Origin of the sequence: Flectobacillus longus, from assembly GCF_030056705.1 — a bacterium.
GTDB classification, from domain to species: domain Bacteria; phylum Bacteroidota; class Bacteroidia; order Cytophagales; family Spirosomataceae; genus Flectobacillus; species Flectobacillus longus.
Map to the genome: position 1 here is coordinate 63204 of NZ_JASHIC010000033.1, position 19175 is coordinate 82378.

9 protein-coding genes are annotated in these 19175 nt (G+C 34.9%); 3 read left to right on the top strand and 6 right to left on the bottom strand.

What is annotated here, in order from left to right; all coding sequences use genetic code 11:
- Window positions 1-9: 9 nt before the first annotated feature.
- Complete coding sequence (locus QM491_RS21835; RefSeq protein ID WP_283329655.1) at window positions 10-621, bottom strand: TetR/AcrR family transcriptional regulator; 612 nt, start codon at window positions 619-621, stop codon at window positions 10-12.
- 134 nt (window positions 622-755) lie between these two features.
- Between QM491_RS21835 and QM491_RS21840 the strand changes: the two genes are divergently transcribed.
- Both QM491_RS21840 and QM491_RS21845 read left to right on the top strand, forming a co-directional pair.
- Window positions 756-1745 carry a Brp/Blh family beta-carotene 15,15'-dioxygenase gene (locus QM491_RS21840; RefSeq protein WP_283329656.1) on the top strand — a complete coding sequence of 330 codons (990 nt, stop codon included), beginning with the start codon at window positions 756-758 and terminating at the stop codon, window positions 1743-1745.
- Window positions 1746-1887: 142 nt separating this feature from the next.
- A complete protein-coding gene (locus tag QM491_RS21845; protein WP_283329657.1) occupies window positions 1888-2718 on the top strand; it encodes a rhomboid family protein in 831 nt (276 codons plus the stop codon).
- A gap of 89 nt (window positions 2719-2807) precedes the next feature.
- Here the strand turns inward: QM491_RS21845 and QM491_RS21850 are convergent, their stop codons facing one another.
- Window positions 2808-5012, bottom strand: a complete 2205-nt coding sequence (locus tag QM491_RS21850; RefSeq protein WP_283329658.1) for a sodium-translocating pyrophosphatase — start codon at window positions 5010-5012, stop codon at window positions 2808-2810.
- A gap of 429 nt (window positions 5013-5441) precedes the next feature.
- On the opposite strand from QM491_RS21850, the gene QM491_RS21855 reads away from it, so the two are divergent.
- The gene (locus QM491_RS21855; RefSeq protein ID WP_283329659.1) at window positions 5442-7958 is read left to right on the top strand and encodes a PIG-L family deacetylase; all 2517 of its coding nucleotides are present in this window, start codon (window positions 5442-5444) and stop codon (window positions 7956-7958) included.
- 103 nt (window positions 7959-8061) lie between these two features.
- Here the strand turns inward: QM491_RS21855 and drmB are convergent, their stop codons facing one another.
- The 4 genes from drmB to QM491_RS21875 form a co-directional block, all read right to left on the bottom strand.
- The gene (gene drmB, locus QM491_RS21860; protein ID WP_283329660.1) at window positions 8062-10065 is read right to left on the bottom strand and encodes an MrfA Zn-binding domain-containing protein; all 2004 of its coding nucleotides are present in this window, start codon (window positions 10063-10065) and stop codon (window positions 8062-8064) included.
- Window positions 10043-13720 (bottom strand): helicase-related protein, encoded by a 3678-nt coding sequence (locus tag QM491_RS21865; RefSeq protein ID WP_283329661.1) that lies wholly within the window; start codon window positions 13718-13720, stop codon window positions 10043-10045. The genes drmB and QM491_RS21865 overlap by 23 nt, the downstream gene beginning before the upstream one ends.
- A complete protein-coding gene (locus QM491_RS21870; RefSeq protein WP_283329662.1) occupies window positions 13717-16317 on the bottom strand; it encodes a hypothetical protein in 2601 nt (866 codons plus the stop codon). The genes QM491_RS21865 and QM491_RS21870 overlap by 4 nt, the downstream gene beginning before the upstream one ends.
- Window positions 16318-16506: 189 nt before the next feature.
- A complete protein-coding gene (locus QM491_RS21875) occupies window positions 16507-19137 on the bottom strand; it encodes a DUF5686 and carboxypeptidase regulatory-like domain-containing protein (RefSeq protein WP_283329663.1) in 2631 nt (876 codons plus the stop codon).
- Window positions 19138-19175 lie beyond the last annotated feature (38 nt).

Sequence of the window (19175 nt, forward strand, 5' to 3'; positions counted from 1 at the left end):
GAGGAAATTTTACAAAACGATAGAATGATATACCATTTCATATATTTCTTTTTTACGCTGTTTTAACAGTTCTTGATACATTTCTTCAGGTACTTGCATCAAGACTTTCTGGAATATTGACCTTCCCATGAAGGGAAAAACACACATCGAAACAATACTCATCAAAAGATGTGCAGGATTGATGGGTCTAATTTGTTTGTTTTCAATAGCTTGGAAAATTTCCATGACCATCTGACCAACCATTGGCTTGAGTCCATTTTCTTCAAAAGCACCTACAATAAGATTAGCATTTCGAGATAGTTCATTGGCGACAAAGAGAGGTAACTCTTGATTTGCCAACAAAAAATCAATATAAGCATCGATAAATGACTGAATTTTTTCAAAAATGGGTTGCTCAGATTGAATAATTGTATTGAGATTGGGAATCAGTTTTCCTACTATTCCTGCAAATACTCTTTTAAACAATTGTTCTTTGTTGCGAAAGTAATAATGTAAAAGCGCTTTATTGATGCCAGCGTTGTCTGCAATCTCCTGCATACGGGCACCATCCCAGCCTTTTTCGATAAAAACCTTTCTTGCTGCAATTAAAATCTTTTCCTCTGTTGTTATCTCTACTTCCATTTTATCAAAAGGTTTAACCATTTGGTTAAATATGGCTCAAAGGAAGAAAATCTCTTTGACAAAAGCAAGATTCTGAGAAATAAATCTTGGAAATTTTTCCAACAGAATAGCACATTATAAATAAGCAACAACAATTGATTACCTTTGCCATTCAAGTAAAAATTCAATCGCACGTGGTAAAGTATTTGAAGAGTATTGCCTACAATCCGACTAGTTTGACGATTATTTTGGGCGCATTGTTGCTATTATGGCAAGAGCTACAGGGAAGTTTGTCTATTTGGGTACAAATCTTTTTTGCTTTTGGGTTTGTATTTTTTATAGGAATACCTCACCGAACCTTAGATATTTGGTTGGAACAAGAATTGTTTAAAAGAGCAGGGAAGGTGTATAAAAAATGGACTTTTTATCTTCGCTACCTTCTTGCAATAGTATTGTTAGGGGCGCTATGGTGGTATTGGCCAACAGCAAGTGTTTTCTTTTTTTTGTTAATTACGGCATGGCATATTGGAGAGTCAGATTTGAAATCTCCACAAGCCAACCATCTTCTTTGGACTTGGACTCGCTACAGCTATGGAATAATGATTGTACTGTGGCTTTTTTTAGGTCATGGCAGCCAAGCTAGTATTTTATGGGCGAGTATTACTCGTCAAGATATGCTAATGATGCAAATTTGGTTACTACTAATTGCATCAAAAGAGTTGATTATTGGTGCTGTTTGTCTTATGACACTTTTATTATTGTTTTTAGCACAATATAAAAGTTCTGCTACATTTACAGTTAAAAAAGTAGTATCGCTGGTGATTATCTTGATATTGTGTGAGTATCTTCCTTTATTGCCCGCAATGGGTTTATATTTTGGAGGTTGGCATGCAGTAAATGCTTTTTCAGATGCTCATCGCTATTTTTTACCTGAAGGTCGTAGTACCAATTCAGCTTTTCAGTTATGGCTACACGCAATGCCAATTACGTTAATTGCAGTAGTGATGACGCTGGGATACGCTTATTTCTGGGCTGCGTTTGCAAAAAGTATGAACCCAATTCCAATGATGTATTTGTTGGTAATGTGTACGACATTTCCGCATCAATGGCTAGTAGGACAGATTAATCGAGATAAGATTTCTTAAAAATTGTTAAATTTTTGTATTTCAAAGCCCCAAAATCATATTTGGGGCTTTTGTGTTTTTAGTAAAGACCTAAAGAAGGATTTAGTTTGTTATATGAAAAAATGTATTTTAGTAGTCTTAATTCATTTTATACCACTTGACCATGATTGCATTACTCATTATCGGAATTACCTTAATATTCACCTATCAAGGTTTTCGTGATTTTTTATTTTTTGATAAATATAAATTTCACGTTTTTCCTGTACTCTTACAAAAGGACTATAAGCGTCTGTTGACTTCAGGATTTTTGCACGTTGACTGGATACATTTCTTTTTCAATATGTACAGTTTGTATGTATTTTCAGGACTTACTATTAATATTTTTGGAGAAGCGAAGTTCTTAATTCTCTATTTGGGAAGTATCGTTGGAGGAAACCTTATTTCGGTATTAATTCACAGAAAGGACGATGGATATACATCTGTAGGCGCTTCTGGTGGGGTATTTGGGATTATGTTTGCTTCTATTGCAGTATTTCCAGATATGGGTCTAAGAATTATGTTTATTCCTATTTCATTACCTGCGTGGATTTTTGGCTTATTATATTTAGGAGTGTCCATTTACGGAATCAAATCTAATAAAGATAACATTGGACACGATGCTCATTTAGGTGGAGCTATCATTGGAATATTGTTCGCAATTCTGTTTATTCCTGAAATCCTACAGGAAAACCTTTGGGTTATTTTACTATTGCTAATTCCTTCTTTGGTATTTATCTATATCATTGTGACTCGTCCGTATATGTTATTGATTGACAATTTTTATTTTAAAAACAATCAACAACATGATACCATTGATGAAAGATACAATGCCAATAAGGCTAAAAAGCAGCATGAAATAGATGAAATTTTGGATAAAATAGCTTTGAAAGGAATAGAAAGTTTGAGCGCCAGCGAAAAATCTGCCTTGGAAGAGTATTCCAAAAGAATGAATTAGGAAAGGGAGGAAGATATAGGTTGTTATTCAATAAAAAAGGACTTGAGAATATCTCTCAAGTCCTTTTTTATTGAATAAATTATAAAGTTTTAACTCTTGTTTGAAGTTGAAATCTTCACAACTTTAGCCGCAGTTTTTTCGATTTTTTGTAATTCTTTTTGCCCAACTGAAGCATCAGATTTTACTGCGATATAAGGTGCAATTACCAAAGAAACAATCGACATCAATTTAATCAAAATGTTCATAGATGGACCAGAGGTATCTTTGAATGGGTCACCAACGGTATCACCAGTTACTGAAGCTTTGTGTGGTTCGGATTTTTTGTAATACGTTACACCGTCGATTTGAACACCTTTTTCAAATGATTTTTTGGCATTGTCCCAGGCACCACCTGCATTCGACTGGAACATTCCCATCAAAACACCTGATACTGTCACGCCTGCCAACATACCACCTAATACTTCTGGACCAAAAGTGAACCCAACTAGTACTGGCGAAATCAAGGCAATCGCACCAGGCAATATCATTTGTCTAATAGAAGCTTGTGTAGAAATAGCCACACATTTTTCGTATTCTGGTTCAGCTTTGTATTCCATAATACCTGGGATTTCACGGAACTGACGACGTACTTCGTTTACCATTTCCATCGCAGCTTTACCTACAGCCGATATACACAAAGCACTAAATATAAATGGAATCATACCGCCAACAAATAAGCCAGCCAAAACATCTGCTTTATAAATATCAATTGCTTTGATACCAGCAATACCGACAAATGCAGCAAATAGAGCTAGCGAAGTTAATGCTGCAGAAGCAATGGCAAAGCCTTTTCCTGTAGCCGCAGTTGTGTTACCAACAGCATCCAGATTGTCGGTACGCTCACGCACCTCTGACGGTAATTGAGACATTTCGGCAATACCACCAGCATTATCTGCAATAGGTCCAAAAGCATCAATAGCCAATTGCATCGCTGTAGTTGCCATCATACCAGCGGCTGCAATAGATACGCCATATAAGCCAGCAAATTTGTAAGAAAAGATAATACCTGCTGCTAATACGAGAATCGGCAATACCGTAGATTCCATACCTACAGCCAAGCCACCGATGATATTAGTAGCGTGTCCAGTACCTGATTTTTCAATGATTGATAATACAGGACGTTTGCCCATCGCAGTGTAATATTCGGTAATAGCAGACATCAAGGCACCAACTACCAAGCCAACAATAATAGCAAGGAATACACCATTTGATGTAAACTCAAATCCACGTAGATTGAGGGTTTCGGGTAATAAATGATGTACTAAGAAATAAGAAGATACAAAAGTAATAGCAATAGAAAGCCAGTTACCCAAGTTCAAAGCATTTTGAACTGAAGCGGTTTCGCTAGAAATCCTTACAAAGAAAGTAGAAACTAACGATGCTAAAAGCCCAACCCCAGCAATGAGCATTGGCAAAATGACAGGAGAAAAACCACCTACATTATCAGTCACTTGGATTTCTTGACCTAATACCATCGTTGCTAAAATAGTTGCTACATACGAGCCGAATAAGTCAGCACCCATACCAGCTACGTCACCTACGTTGTCACCCACGTTATCGGCAATCGTAGCGGGGTTGCGCACATCATCTTCAGGAATACCTGCCTCTACTTTACCTACTAAGTCAGCACCAACATCGGCTGCTTTTGTATAAATACCACCACCTACACGAGCAAATAGTGCGATAGATTCGGCACCAAGTGAAAAGCCTGCTAGTACTTCAATAGCTTTTTTCATTTCTACAGAAGTAAGCTCATGACCTGCTGCGAACATTTGATAAAATACGATAAATAAACCACCCAGACCAAGAATCGCTAAGCCTGCAACACCCATACCCATAACCGAACCACCAGTGAATGACACCTCTAAAGCTTTTGCTAACGAAGTACGAGCAGCTTGAGCTGTTCTTACATTGGCTTTGGTTGCTACTTTCATTCCGATATAACCCGCAGTTGCTGAAAATACAGCCCCAATCAAAAAGGCTAAGGCAATTACTGGTGAAGAATGAATAGGACGGTCTGGCGTTCCTTCGTCAGAACCCAACCAAAAAAGTAGAACGGCAGTAGGGATTGCAAAATAGGCAAGGATTTTCCATTCGGCTTTAAGAAATGCAATAGCTCCGTCGGCAATATATCCTGAGAGTTTTTGCATGTTTTCGTCACCAGTCGGTTGATTCGAAACCCAATTAAAACGCCAAAATGTGTACAACAAGCCAACGAGACCCAGAGCAGGAACTAAATAAATAATGTCATTCATAAGAGTTAAATAGTTTGGTTGGTTAAAATGTTGAGTAAATGAGATTTATAAGAACACTTACCTTTGTGTTTGGGCAAAATGCCCTACTATGCAAATATAATTTTTGCTTTGGTATAAAAAAATTATTCCAAGATTTTATTGTATTTATTTTATATGATTGTTTTTGGAGCACTTTGATCCTTATCGATGGACAAATTGTATGTTTTTTGACCAGAAAAACAGAAGAAAAATGACAAGGCTACACTGATAATTATCAATTCTCGACTCTGTAGATAGACTACATAAATCTGTTGCTACCTCCAATTGGTCGAGTTTACCTAACAATTGGTCTGAATTGCACTAAACACCCAATGGAAAAGTTTAGTTTTGTAGATATAATAAAGACGAATACTGCCTTTAAAGGATTTAATAAAAATTGATTTTATTCTCATGCGAAGAAACCACCCGTTAAACCGTTTGATTTGCCAAGTGTTGGCGGCATCGGCTTTGAGCTTTGGCGCAACAGCCCAAGCTATCAAGCCTATGCCCACTGGCGAAATGATTCTCAATCTAAAAAAATTAAATGTATTAGGTTCGGCAATGTACATTGCTGCTCACCCCGACGACGAAAATACCATTATGTTGTCTTGGTTGGCAAAAGAGCGAAAAGTTCGTACCTCTTATTTGTCGATTACACGTGGCGATGGCGGTCAAAACCTGATTGGTCCAGAGCAAGCCGAACTTATGGGCTTGATTCGTACCCAAGAGCTTTTAGCGGCACGTTCAATAGATGGTCCTGAACAATATTTTACAAGAGCCAATGATTTTGGTTTTTCAAAAACTACGGAAGAAACGCTTCAAATTTGGGGAAAAGACGCCGTATTAGGTGATGTAGTTTGGCGTATTCGCAATTTACGTCCTGATGTGATTATTTGTCGTTTTCCGCCTGATGCACGTGCAGGACATGGTAATCACTCTGCTTCAGCGGCATTGGCAGAAGAGGCATTTGCCGCAGCAGCCGACCCGACGAAGTTTACGGAACAATTAAAATTTGTAAAACCTTGGCAAGCAAAGCGCATCGTTTGGAATACCTTCAATTTTGGAACAGTAGCACAAACGCAAAAGCCTGCGGAGAAAGATTTTATCCAAGTGGATATAGGTGTTTATAATCCTCTTTTGGGTAAATCTTATAACGAAATTGCTGCTGAAAGCCGTTCTCAGCATAAATCACAAGGTTTTGGTGTTCCTCGTGGTCGTGGTGCTCGCCCTGAATATTTAGTTCACAAAGCGGGTGAAAAGGCAACAAAAGATGCTTTTGATGGTGTAGATATCACTTGGAGTCGTGTAAAAGGGAGTGAAGGTATTCAGGATTTAATCAATGAAGCCGTTTCAAAATTTAATCCAGAAAAACCTGAAACTATTGTGCCTATTTTGGTAAAGGCTTACCAAAAGGTAGAAGGTATTCAGGATGAGTATTGGAAAACTCAGAAGAGAAAAGAAATAGAAAGCCTAATTGTAGCTTGTTCTGGACTTTATTTTGAAGCCAATCCAAATGAGTTTTCGGCAGTTCGTGGCGAAAAAGTCAATGTTGCATTAAGCTATATCAAACGTTCTGATGCAAATGTTTCTCTGAAAAAAGTGCACTTGACGGGTTTTGAAAAAGATACGACTTTGACTCAATCCCTTGGCAATAATGAGTTGAATCGCATTACTTTTCCTGTAACTATTCCTGCCAACCAACCTTTGACACAGCCGTATTGGTTAGCCGAAAAGAAAATGGGCAAAGGCATGTACCGTGTTGATGATGCATCTATTATCGGTTTACCCGAAAAACCTGCCGATTTACAAGCTGAGTTGACTTTTACGATTGAGGGCAAAGATTTTACTTTCAAAACTCCTGTTATCTACAAATACACCGACGAAGTTAGAGGAGAGTTGTATCGTACCTACGAAATTCGTCCTGAAGTAACTGCCAACATTGCTGATAAAGTATATGTATTTGCCGATAATCAACCGAAGGAAGTGGAGGTAACACTGAAGGCTAACAAAGCAGATGCTCGTGGTAGTGTAGCGCTAGAAGTACCCAAAGGATGGAAGGTTGACCCGACGACAACTATTTTTCAGTTTTCGAATAAATACCAAGAACAAAAGGTGGTATTCAAGGTATCTCCAGCGGATATTACTCATGCAGGAGCAAGCGAAGCAACCTTCCGTGCAGTGGTAACAACGCCAAGTGGAACATCAGACAAAGGTTTATTGACAGTTGCCTATGACCATATTCCTCCTCAAACATTATTTCCTGTGGCAGAGGCCAAAATTGTAAAATTAGATATCAAGAAAAAGGGTAATAATATTGGCTATATCATGGGCGCAGGTGACGAGGTAGCTTCGGCATTGCGTCAGATTGGGTATAAGGTAACGATGCTCGGAGAGAAAGAATTGGATGAAGATTTGAGCAAATACGATGCTATTGTGGTTGGTGTACGTGCTTATAATACGGAGCCACGCCTGAAATTCTATCAAAAGAAATTGATGGAATATGTTCAAAATGGAGGTAATATGGTTGTGCAATATCAGGTGAATAATAACCTACAAAAAGTTGATGGCGGTTTAGGTCCTTATGATTTCAAACTTTCGCGTGACCGTGTAACAGTAGAGGAGGCAGAGATAAGATTCTTAAAACCAGAACACCCGATTTTGAATGTTCCAAACGAAATTACGGCAAAAGATTTTGATGGCTGGATTCAGGAAAGAGGCTTGTATTTCTCGAACGAATGGGATGGTAAATATGAAACCATTATTTCCTCAAATGACCCCAACGAAAAACCAGCAGATGGAGGTTTATTATATGCCAAATATGGAAAAGGTAATTACATCTTTACAGGATATGCTTTCTTCCGTCAACTTCCTGCGGGTGTTTCGGGTGCATACCGACTATTTGCCAACTTGATTTCGGTAGGGAAATAGGTTGATTTAGTGGTTGAGTGGCAAAGTGATTAAGGCACAAAGGCACAAAGGCACAAAGTGAGATTTCTCGCTTTGTGCCTTTTGTTGCATAAATTGAAAAAGATTATTGAATCCAAAAACCAAAATCATCATCGATAAGTAATCTTCTATCTAAGAATGAATTAAATTCTTCGCAAGAGGTTTCAGGTAATAAAGCACATGAAAAACAAGCAGCTAAATTTGTACCTCCTGCTCCTTGCCCTTCATGTCCAGTATGATAACAAATAGGGTCAGATGAACAGTCTTTGGCTCTTTCTAGAGCTGACCGAATAACATTATCCATTTTATGAGATTCTGCCAATGAGACCAAACCTCCATAACTACCCTCCGAGCCTGCAATAGTATAGATAAGTATTCCTTGCATTTCTTTTCCAATATATAGTCTTTCTTGTAAAGAACTAGCAGGATAACCACATAGAAACTCCAATTCTTTGATTATCAAATGACAAAAAGTGTGAATCATTACAAATTTAGGTGTAATAATGCGTTCTTGATTTGCTCGTTTATGGTTGTCAAAATTATGTTGTATAATGCTTATACGTCTATTTATTTTATCTCCAAATTTAGCTACCCAATTATCAATTGTAGTACTATCAAAATCTATAAAAACTCCTTCTCCATAGCTTTCAATAGCAGGGAAATACTTTACTGATTCTTTTTTCCAACCATGTGTGTACATTTTCTTAATCGGAACTTTGTCAGAGTCTTCATTAATATCTTCGACTAAAAAAGAATCATTATCAATTGGTTCTTGTCGAGTATATGATGGTTGAACAGAAGTTAACTTTAAACGTTCCATAGCATATATTTTACGAATGCCTTGTATCGAGGTCTCAACAGGTGCAAATACTAGCTGGTTGCTATCTGCATAACGTTTGTTTTTTTGAGTAATAAATAAATACTCCCCCAAACGATAAACTTCTTCCAGTAGAGAAGAGGATGTTATAGCCTCCTGTTGATAGTTGTTGTTTATTAGTTTTTGAATCTCCAAAGGTGTTCTTTGAGTGCTGTAATTATCATCTAGTGCATCTGAAATAGCCTCAAAACTTCGCCCTCTTGCTAATCGTTCCTTGATAAGTTCAATTTCTTGATTTGAAAATAGCAAATCTTGTGTTTTTACAGGTAGATACAAACTATTGATAATATTAGGATAGTAAACACTATTGCTACTTCTAATGACTATTTTCACAACACTATCTTTGTCATGATTTTTAATTAATCCTGCCTTACGTAGCTCATATTCAGTTACTCTTAAATTAAATAAACCTGCCAACGTTCTCCTTTTTACAACGTTGTTGGTGCCATTTTCTCGTGCTACAATACTAATACCTCTTAAATCACTAAACTTATCGGATGTTGTATATTCAAAATGAATATTAGGTGGAATTTTAACATTCCAGTCTAAAAAATTACCTTTTTCATTTTCATCAATGTATAAATCCTCATCGTCAAAATTTTGATGAACAGTATCTTTATTAGAAAATACCCATCTATCCCAAGGAATATCAAAAATTTTTCCCGATGAAGAAATCATAATAAAGCGTACTTGCTCTAACTCAACAAATCGTCTTAGTGATTTTTTCTTTTTGTCTTTTTCATTATTTATATACTCCAAATATGTATCAATACATTTCGGTGGTAGAATATTTTCTTTATCTTTTTCCGTATTTACCAAGTTTTCCCAACGACGTGTCCATTCATCTAAAGGTGCAAAACGACGAGTTGCAGGAGAATACATCCATTTAGGGAAATATTCTGCATTTACAACATCATATTGTGAAGATGGATAATTTTTTTCCATCTGATTAATAGGTAGTTTGACCAATTTTTCAATATTGGGAAACCATTCTTTTAATCGCTTTATTAATCTTGGGTCTTCTATCTCAATATGTTTATGCTTGTTTTTATCGTTAAAAAAAAACCATTTATTAAAAGGTCTAATGATTATTGAACCACTGCGTGTTTCAACAATTGAGCCAACTCCACCATAAGCAGAAATCAGCTTTCGAGTTTGAACTTCCTCAAATTTAGCATTGGAAGTAATCTTATTGTTGGTCTTCTTCCCCATTGTCCTGCTCTTCGATTGTTATTGTTGTATCAATTTTAATTACACTATTACTATCCACTTCTCTCATAGATTTCATTAAGGTCCATTGGTTATCTGATGCGGTATCTTGAATTAATTCTTTGTAGAATAGTTTTTGATTAACCCCAGATTTGTCTTTAACTTTTTGATACCAATCATCAGCCAACTCTTTTAATATCTGACGAGCCATAATCTTTAAGTTTTCATTACTTTCAGGAATTCGTTGTTCAATCAATTCAATAAGATCTTCAATATTTCCATCAAATTTATGAGCATCTTCATTTTTATTTAGCTCTTTAATATGTCTCATATAACCTACTAAAATACCATTCAGAATTTTGTGGAATGTGATGCTTGTAAAAGGAGTTACTGTTAGAGGTTCGACAAACTTGTAATACGCTTGATGAAATGATACATAATTTTCAAAATAAGATTTCTCCCTTGCTAAATTTGCGTCTAACAGATTTACCACCAACCCTTCTCGACTTCGAGCTACCCGACTTGAGGCTTGTATATATTCTGCAACATTTTTAGGTTGCCCATTCATGACCATTACATTCAAACGTCTAATATCAATGCCCACTGAAAACATATTAGAGGCTAATACTAAATCAACAGTGTCTTTTACATATTTTTTTTCCTCGTCTAAACCCCACTTTTTTTCTAAGTCTTTTAGTACGTTTTTAATTTTAGTACTTTCCACCCTACTTGTTAATTCGGTGGTTCTATTGACTATTCCATGATAATTAAAATCAAGAGACTTTGGTAAAAACCGTTTATGTAAGCGTCGTAATTCAGCAAGAATTTCATCACCAACTTTATTATATATTTTACCAACTTGCTTCAAACTATTATAGTAGGAAACGATTGTCCAATAATCAGATAATAAGTCTTGGTTTTTCTCATCTCCAACTTGATGCAATAAGATTCGGGCATACAGTAAAGTAGGTAACATTGCTTGCACTTGTGTATCAATCATTGTTTTACCTGTAGGCATAAAACCAATATATTTACGAAGGCTTTTGTTTGTTACTTGTGAGAAATAATTGTCATCATAAGAGATACCTTGCGGAGGGAAAATATTTACTTCTCGTCCTCCATACAAGTTTTCTATTTGCTCTTTAGTATTTCTGGTTGTTGCTGTTGATGCAATAATTTTGGGTTTACGACCTTTTTTACTACAAAGGCGTTCAACCAAAGTCTCAAAAAGACCTACAATTGAGCCTAATGGTCCATTAAGTAAATGAAGTTCATCTTGAATAATTACATCAGGTGGGAGCCCCTCAGATAAGGAATTGAAAAAACGATGAGCATTTTCTTGATGAGCTATCATCGCAAATTTATCAACCGTTGCAAAAAGTAAAGTTGGAGGCTGATTATACAATGATTCGTCAATTACATCTATGGGTAATCCATTCTGAGAATGAAAATTGCAAGAAGTATTCTTACAGGTAATTTTAAATTTTTTCTTTTTGTCGTCTGTATCGAAAGCATGAGCAAAATCAATTGTACCTAAAGCATTTTTTCGTTTGGTTATTAGTTCACAACCGCACCATGGACAAGCAGAAATTTGAAAGATATTTTTTTGTTTTGCTGTTACAAGTGAATAATTCAAGTTTGGTTTATTTAATTGATTAATAGCATATTGTATAGAGTCATTTTCAGGATTTACATTATTGCCTATTTTTTCACTTGCTTCTTTAATTGTATTTGGGCTTGTTGCCATTCCTACCCACATTCCAATTGAAATGGGCGTGTTTCCTAACTGTAATTCTGTTTTTTTAGTACGTAAAAAATCCAGCGCTACAATTAATCTGCTGGCTCGTTCAAACTGTTGAGCTGTTAACAGTCTTAACGTATAACGCATAATTACCGAAACACCCTCATAATTATCAGAGTTTGTCAACCTTCTCCACAAAATAGTAAAAGCTGTTACGGCTAAATATGCTTCTGTCTTACCTCCACCAGTAGGAAACCAAATCAAATCAACTATTTCATTTCTATCCTTGCAATTAGGGTCAATAATTCCTTCTAAATTTAGAAGGAGAAAGGCTAACTGAAATGGTCGATAAGTTATATCTTTCCCTTCATCATCTTTTCCCGAATGTTCTTGAAAAAAAATAATATTACTGTAAATATCTTTTCCATCGGTAATATCAATTGCTTCTTTTTCAACACTTCCAAAGCGTTCATCTCTGGAAATAATCATCTGAATAAACATGGCAGTATTAGCCAATTGGAAGCATTGAAATGCCTGATTATTAGATTTTAATATATCTATATTTCTTAATAGTCTATCCTTATTGGCTATTTGCTTTTGAATTAAATCATCCGATAAATTTTGATATGCTAATGATTCCTTTTTTGCTGCTTGTTGTTGCCTTATTATCCAGTTTTGGTAAGCCCAGACAAACGCAGTTAGCTTCTCACAAGTCTCTTTTTGTGATAGCGATGACCAAATAGATAGATTTTTTACATTGGCAATTTCTTTTAAATATTCTTCATCTGTTCTAAAACTATTACTAACTGATGGAATATCGGCCTCTGGTAAAAAAGTGGTAGTTATCCATTCTGGTTTTATGGCTTCTCTATCCCACAATACAGAAGTGCTGTGCCCAATCCCATACGATTTCAAATTTCGGTATTGATACTCAATTAAATTCGCTTCATCATCAAAAGGATTTTCAGCCAAATAACTTTTGTATGGCTCCAATTCACTGCTTTCTATGCTAATACTACACTGAAAAAGACATTTTCGGTTTAATGTTTCGTTGACAAATGAAAATTTGCTGAAAGGGTGTTTATGTGTATTGGCTAATAAAATTTTAACATAGTTTTTACCTTTATATGGTATAACTTTGATAAAGTATTTAGCTGAAACAAATTCTTTATGCTCATGAAAAAGTGGAATCCCATCTGCTGTATTTTTTATCGGAATTTCAATCGTTTCTTGTAATACTATCCGTTTAAAGGGTTTTGAAGAGGTAAGTAATTGAAATTTTTCAAGAGCATTTTCACTTTTATCAATTTCTTTATTTTCTAGAAATGGTTTTAATCGGCTTCTAATCTCTGATTCTTTAACACAAGAGTTTAGTTGAACAGACATAAAAACCTCTTCTTCTGAAATATCTTCACACCATAACTCTTCTTTAAATGGAAAATGAGGATTATTTTGTAAGGCTTCATAGTCATATCGTTTAATCCTTATTTTTCTGACAGATGATTCTATTTTTAAATCTTCGTATCGTCCTGCACTAAAGGTGACTTTGATAAATGGGGTTGATGTGGGTAAACAAACTGTTAGCCCCATATTTGAGGGGAAATAGTGGTTTGCTTCCGTTGAATCCTTGGTAGCATTTTCATCCTTAGATGCCATTGAAGGTTCTTTTTGGGAAAATTCAGCAAGTTCCTGATTGTTGTTATCGTCTGAACTATCTTCTCCATTATCTAATAAATCAGGGGAGCTATCCGTTTTAATTCCTGTCCTTTCTGGAAATAGGATACCCGAATAATAAGTTTTTAATGGATAGCCTGCTATTATTTCTTCTCTATCATCTAAACCAAAAATATCAGCACCTGGGCCTATGAGCATTTTTTGAATTTGCTCTTTGAAAATATCTCTTGGGTGTAAATTCATCGTTTTTCAATTTTAATGATGCTCTTGAACTGTTTCTTATAAAGTAGTTCATCAATTTGAGTTTTGGTTATTCTACTTAAAATGCTACCTTTTTCTTTTTTTAGTAGAAAATTAGTCAATTCTATTTTAAGTTGAGTTATTACTTCTTTGAAGCTAGAAGCTGTATTTCTAGATTCTTTAATCTTTTCAGCTTTTGAAATAAATTCTATTTCTTCTTGTTTTTTTGTTTGTCTAATACGTAATTGTAAGATTTTATCTAAATCTTCATTATCTCTTGGAAAATAGTACTTTTCCTTGGTAGTGAGCCATCTTTTTACAGTATCGAGACTAACATTCACTTGTAATTTTTCATGAAGAACTTTTGCTGCATCATCGTCATTTAACTTATTTCTAAGTTTATAATTATCTCGACTATGTTTAAGCCAGTTTCGCCATTCCCCACTTGCCTGTTGTATTAATCGAATAGGCTCTTTTGCTTCGGGAATTGTTTCTAAGATTACTGATGAGTTATCAAAAGTTATATTATAATCTATTATCTTATCTGAAACTTTGAGTTCTTCAACTTTTCTTCCAATAATGCTATCATTATTTACGGCTTTACAGGCAACTATCTGATTTGTATAAAGATTGATAGAACTATTGTCATCAAATGTAATTTCAAATTTAGTTTCATTTTTTAGTGTACTTTTGCTAGAGTTACTAGCTTCTTCTAGTTCCTCAAAGTCATCTTCATCTGTATCTATTTTCGCAAATTTATTCTTACCTACTTTTCGATATTCTCCGAAATATTTAGCAAAATAATCATGTAGTTTTGATGTATAGTTTTCTAAGTCAGACTCTTCGGTTGTTTCATGTCCCGATTCAATAAGAGCTAAGATTTCTTGGGTAGCTTTTACAGTCTGTAGGTCAACATCCTCCAAGGTTGCCGTAGGTTCTTCGTAAATTAAATCGTCTACAAAATAACTCCTGTCAGGATGGATCAGGTGCCTTAACGTTTGTTGTTGTGCAAAAAAAGTAATTTTATTTATTCTATTGGCTTCAATACTATCATAGTAGAGAACCGTGGCTAATCCGTACTGTAACGTTTCTTCATAAAGCTTATAAATAGCAAGTGGATTCCTCTTCTTAGGGTCATGGTCTAAATGAAGGTGAGTAAAAATAAAATGATTACGTCTTAGATTTCCTTCCTGATTAAAAAGTCCATTTTCTTCGGGTCTTTTTAAATAAGCTTTCAATTCTTGATGAGTTAGGACTTTTAACCCTTTAGTACCTTCTGTAATCACTTTTAATTCCTTTGCACTTTTTCTAGATTTTACAACGATGTATGTTGCTTTAATACTCTTGTTGCGGGATAGATTCTTAATCGTTTCTAGTTTAGGTTTAAGAGTAATTGATAATTCATGTAATTCGGTTAGAAATGCCTTAAGCTCAGATATATAGGGTAGCGGATTAATATGTGTATTATCTAATAAGGTTTCAAAATCACTACTTCCATTATCCAATTTTTCTAAAAACATCGTTAGAGGTGAATTTTCCGTATTAATTAACGGCGGAATCAAAAAGTAAACTAAATATTGGTACATTATTCCTTTGGCGTATTCTGAATTAGCCCCAGCATTGATAAGTTTTTCAGTAAAAGCATTATACCTACTTACAAATTCAAGAATTTTAGGACTATTAATAGGATGAAATATTAAACTTTTTTCATTGCTATTTTTCAGATAGAATAATTCTTCTGTTGTCCAATGCCACGAACGAAATTGGTAATCATTTGAGATAGATTGTTCTCCTAAAAGAATTACTTTTTTGATACGCCCACAACTTTGATGTTCAATGGCTTTTAGGAAGGTATCCTTGTATTTATTCTTACCTAAAAAAATAACTTCCTCTATTCCGTGGTTTTCAGACCACAGTAAATCTTCAATCGTACTGAAATCATTAATAACTTCAATTAAAGGTTCTACAAGACAGTTAGAATCTTTTTCTAAGTTATATCTAATTGGAAGTGCCTTTTTCTGAGGTGTAGTATCTATAAATTCTTTAGATACTACAATTACAGTCTTCTTTGTAAATTTTGTTAAAACTTCTACGTTGGGGAAAATAGAGAGAAAATCTTCATAATATTTTCTAAAATAAGTTGTTGTGTGACAAGTAAGTGTATTATTGGCATTAAGAATAAACATTTTATTAACGTCCGAGATACTACGAAATATAATAGAATTTTTATCTGCTAATCTTATTTTATTACCTTCAACTCCTCGATAGTGATATATTTTATGTTTTTTAGGACAATATAATCTATCGTCAATCTCAAATTCTTTTATATCGCTATTACAACTAAGATTCTGAGCATATTTTGAGATTATAGTAGCCCAAAGAATTGACTCATAATATCCCGCAATATTGACTTCGCAAGGAATAGATATTTGAAAATTTTGAACATTATCTCTATTTAGTATTTGATGAAGTAGTACGAAATTAATAAGGGTGATATTATTTACGTTACTCAAAGTAGATGTTGTATCTATCTGATTTAATGCTAAATAATCTTTGATTTTTTTTATTTGATGAGATGTGTAGTTTTCTAATGCGCTCATGTGTATCTATGTATATGGTAATAAATGTTTAGATATGAAAAAAGCTAAGTTCTGCGATTATCCAATCGAAAAACTTAGCTTTTAACCGTATATAAATGTATAAAAATACTTTTTTACATATTTTGTTTTTTATACAAGTGATTTGAAAATTACTTAATTGAAGAATATATTAATTCTCAACCTCAAACCCTACCTACTAAACTTCACTCTCAAAGCTGTTGCGTCGTATTTGCCATTGATAAAATTGCTTACGACTTCTAAGCCAAATATTTTACCAACTCCTGATATTCCGTAGCCTACTTCTAGGTAGTTGAAGTTTTTGTTGCCCGTGTACAAATAGTTGGCAAATACTGATTCTTTCAAACCGTACAATTTCAAGATATTAATTTTTGTTAAGAGTAATGATCTAAAATCTTGTTGGGCATGTGCCTCAATATACGAGCCGTTTGTGCTGTAGTTGTAGTAATCTAGATTTCTGAATGAATTAAACAATCCGTCTCTTCTAAACAATACTTGATTGCCATTGAAGTGTTTGTAGTCGAGGAAGTAGCTTGGTTTTTTTAAGAAATCACCAGCAGTTACCATCAAACGAAGGTCGCCTAGTCGATTGAGATTGAATATCTGTTCGTATTCTATTTCGGTATTGTTAAAGTCTCCAGCTTTGCTGAAACCCCATTTACTTCTGATTCTGAAGTTAGGATTGCGGTAGTTTGAAATAAATTCACGTCCGTTAAATTTACTTGTTTTAGCAAAAGGACGAAGCGTTATTCCTGCGTTGACAAACTGAATAGAGTGATTGCTCCAAGAAACATTGGCTAACTCGCTACTTACAGGTAAGTTACTTGAAAACTCTCTGTTTTTGTTATCAAAAATAGGCTTTGCATCAGGTGTGTTTTCCAAAATATGGCGCTCAGCGGTTTCTAAACCAATGATTCCTGTAATTTTTGGAGAAAATTGATGACGAAAATCTATCTGAGCAAAAGTTTTTTCGTACAACTTCATATAGTTTTGTTCGAATAACAAAGTATAGAAGGCATTCACCAAAGAGGTTATGGGTTGATTTTGATTGTATTGATATACAAACTGACCACCTTTAACCGAAATTTGGGTGTAATTATGCACGTAGGTGCCATACAACAATCCTGTTAATTTTTCTCTTCCAAATGAATAGCGCAAGTCTGTGCCAATTTCCATTCTACTCAAGAGCTTATTACGCTTGATATATTTTAATCCTGATTCCAGATAAAAGCCTTCTACGGTATTGTAATAAAAACCATCAACATTGGAGTTTGGCATTAATGGAGAAGAATAAATCAAAGTTTTTTGATAGCCATACAAAGGAGTACGTGAGCCATAGTTATAGGTATGTCCAGCAAAAATATGGCTTAATTTGAATTTTGGCAGGTTTTTAAGAGAGTCCTTTTTAATTTGTCCTTTATTGACTTTATTCAAACTATCAGCTTGTTTGTATCCTACCACTTCATATTCTGTAAGCGGAACTTGGCGCTCGGTGTTCCAGAAATCATTACTTCGTTTGGTCGAAAGAGAATCAACATCCAGACTATAATCTCGCACAATATTTATGTCTTGATTTTGGGCTTTTTTCTCAGCTTTATCTTCTTTTTCTAAATCCTTCAGTACTTTTTTAAGTTGCTTGCGCGTCATCGATTGTTGTTTTAGCGCTAGGTTTTTATCAACTTTTTGTCCTTTCAATTCTTTAGCCTCCGCTTTATCGATTTTCTCATCAATTACCACGGGTTGTTGATGATACTTAGGATTGATAGTTACATTATAATTGCGCACATTGGTAACATATCGTCCTTCGGCTACAATCCCAAAAGCATCGAAATTGAACCCAGAATCCATGTAAACAGGCATCCAAACGTCTTTAAATGGTGCATAAAGTTGTTTTAAGGTGTAATTGCCATTTTCGTCGTTAAACTTTAAATCAAGACTATGAATGGCCCACGAATCTTCGATAATATTGATGGTTCCTGAAAATACATCAGAACCCCATGATTTGGGCGTAACTTTTATTTTATTGACTTGTACTCCTCGGTCTTCAAACATACCTTCAAAACTAAACTTGTAATACGCCAATGCCGATGGAGATAAAGGCGATACAACGCCTCCAACGTTGGAAACATAGAAGTTGGTTCTGGCAAAAGTGATGATGTTACCACTACTTGACTGGATTTGTTTGGGAAAATTACTTCTGCTTGAAACAATTTTCTCTTTTACCGTATTGGGTTGTGAGAAATTAATGTCGTTGATTGACTCAAGAATATAGGTTTGTCCAATTTTTAGCCCTAATTCTTTTTCCATTTTATTGCCAGCTACTGCCTTCAGGAGCTTAGAAACGGAATTGACCTTTCCCGTTCCTTTTACGTAGGTTCGAGCATTGTAGTTGCTTACTTCCAAAATATGAAACCTTGCCATCGAAATGGCTTTGCGCATAATAGTATAGGCAGGGTCTTCTGTTTTAGCGGAAAATTTTACTTCATTGAGACTAATAGATTGTTCCTCTAAGTTTACATTGAGCGTTACGTAATCATTTTGAACATTAACCGTTTTTTCTAAGGATTTATGACTTAAATATTGGAAAACCACCGTATATGTTCCACTTGGTAGCGACAATTCATACAAGCCATCTTCGTTGGCCATTGTGCCTTTATTTTGTCCTTTGATAATGATAGACGCAAATGAGAGCGACTCGCCTTTGACGTTTTTAATACTTCCTTTAATTCCGCCCTCAGCGAACGTATCATTAGAAAATAAACAGCATAGAATAAAAGCAATTACGGACTGTAGTAATTTCATATAGTGAAAAATGGGGTTTGTATCTTCTCTATCAGGCG